Source organism: Roseicyclus sp. (assembly GCF_052168335.1).
Classification (GTDB): Bacteria; Pseudomonadota; Alphaproteobacteria; order Rhodobacterales; family Rhodobacteraceae; genus Roseibacterium.
Genome location: NZ_JBQLZP010000456.1, coordinates 1 through 1,834 on the forward strand (window position 1 = coordinate 1; position 1,834 = coordinate 1,834).

Consider the following 1,834-nt stretch of genomic DNA (forward strand, 5'->3'; position numbering starts at 1 on the left):
TCCCCCTCGGACAGGACGACGAGATCGCCCGGCAGGAGCTCGCGCGCCGGGATCGTCGTCTCGACCCCGTCCCGCACGACGACCGCGTGCGGCGTCAGCATGGCGCGCAGCGCCTCGATCGCCCGCTCGGCCCGCCATTCCTGCACGAAGCCGAGGAGCGCGTTCAGAACGACGACCGCCCCGATGACGATGGCGTCGATGGTCTCGCCGAGGGCCGCCGCGATCCCGGCGGCCGCGATCAGCATCAGGACGAGGAGGCCGGTGAACTGCCGCACCAGCACCGCGAGGGGGGAGACCGGCGGCGGCGCCTCGATCTCGTTCCAGCCGTAGCGCGCCCTGAGCTCCTCGACCTCCGCCGAGGCGAGGCCGCGCGGCGCCGTCTCGGGGGTCATCGCCATTCCCGCACCCGGCCCGTGCCGCTCCGATTCGTCTGGCCCCGATCCGTCTGGCCCCGATCCATCTGGCCGGTATCCTCGCGTTTCGCCATGGGCTCCCGCCGGTTCCTGTCGCCGCCTCTGGTCCTGCCTCCGACGGCTAGTCCGTCACACCACCCGCCGCCTTGCGCTGGGTCAAGGCGGGCAGGCCCCGGGGAAAGGGCGCTTTGTCTTGGTGCGGGCGGGGGGACTCGAACCCCCACGGCACGAAGGCCCACGGATTTTAAGTCCGATATGTCTACCGGTTCCATCACGCCCGCAGCCCCTCCGGGCTACAGCGCGGACCCGCGGAATTCAATCTTGGCGGCGGTGAGGGGGCGCGCCGGATGGGCCTTGGGCGAGGTGGGGCTCCGCCGCCGGCGGGCGCCGCGCGCGCCGAATGGCTGCGTGCCCGGTCCTGTCGCAGGAGTGGGGGGCGGGCACGCAGCCGTCTCGTCACAGCAAGCAGGCAGAGGCGTGGGGCCGGTCGGCCCGACACGCCCCTTGTCGCGCAAATTGCTTAAAGGATCGTAAACCTTGAATCATCGTCGCCCCGCGCTTTGCGGCAGATCAAGGTGACGCGGCGTTCGCCGGTGCATCCTGAGGCCGAGCGCGCATACTGCCTGAGGAGACCGCCATGCCGCGGAGCCTTCGAGACCTCCTGACGGTGTCGCCGCCCACCTTCGACCGGACCTCGTTCGCCGGGGTCGACCGGCAACTGGGCGCGGCCCATCCCCCCTACGACCGGACCTGGCTGATGGCGCGGTTCGGCGAGGGGCTCCAGATCCGCATGCTTCCCCCGCCGAATGCGGGCATCGTCCTGTTCCAGCCGGGCCGGCTGTCCTGGCGGCCCATCGACGGGCTCGACGATGCCGTGGTGGTCCACGACCTGCGCGTCAGTTCCGGCCCCGGTGCCCGCGCCGCCGCCGACAGGCTCTGGCGCGGCGTCGAGGATTTCGCGCGCTTCTACGGCTTTTCCGCGGTGCTCGCGATCCTCGGCGCGGAGGAGGGGCTCGTCTCGCCGCTCTGTGCGCCGGGTCGCGGCTGGATGACGGCCGATGTCGGCCCCGGCGCCGCGCGGCTGGCCGCGCGCATCCTGCACGGACCCGTCGCGCTGCCACGCTTCCCCCGCGACTGGCTGGCGCGCGCCGCGTCCACCGGGCCGGGCGCGGTGATCCAGACCACGGGCGAGAGCCAGAAGCTCGAGACGCGCGCCGCCCGGCTGACGGCCCGCGCCGCCGAGCGCGGGATCAGGGTGCGGCGCGACCGCTTCTCGCGCCCCGACGAGGCGCGCGCCCGCGCCGTCAGCCCGGGCGCGACCTTCTCGGTCCTCGTCGACGGTGTCCGCATCGGCGGCACGGAGCTGAGCGACGCCGCGATCCTCGCGGCCTTCGCGGAGGGCGGCCGGGTCTAGAGCCCCT

At 73.4% G+C, this 1,834-nt stretch carries 2 protein-coding genes and 1 tRNA gene; 1 reads left to right on the forward strand and 2 read right to left on the reverse strand.

The window, feature by feature from the left end:
* Both ACTS11_RS14030 and ACTS11_RS14035 read right to left on the reverse strand, forming a co-directional pair.
* Positions 1-398 (reverse strand): cation-transporting P-type ATPase (locus tag ACTS11_RS14030; RefSeq protein ID WP_442640927.1); only part of this gene is annotated, 398 nt, incomplete at its 3' end.
* A 209-nt stretch (positions 399-607) separates the two neighbouring features.
* Positions 608-694: transfer RNA gene (locus ACTS11_RS14035), tRNA-Leu, on the reverse strand.
* Between the two features lie 356 nt (positions 695-1,050).
* On the opposite strand from ACTS11_RS14035, the gene ACTS11_RS14040 reads away from it, so the two are divergent.
* Positions 1,051-1,827, forward strand: a complete 777-nt coding sequence (locus ACTS11_RS14040) for a hypothetical protein (RefSeq protein ID WP_442640928.1) — start codon at positions 1,051-1,053, stop codon at positions 1,825-1,827.
* The last annotated feature ends 7 nt before the right edge of the window (positions 1,828-1,834 follow it).

Bases quoted from the DNA above. Each gene is read 5' to 3' on its own strand.
- ACTS11_RS14040 (WP_442640928.1), top strand. From the start codon at position 1,051: ATGCCGCGGAGCCTTCGAGACCTCCTGACGGTGTCGCCGCCCACCTTC.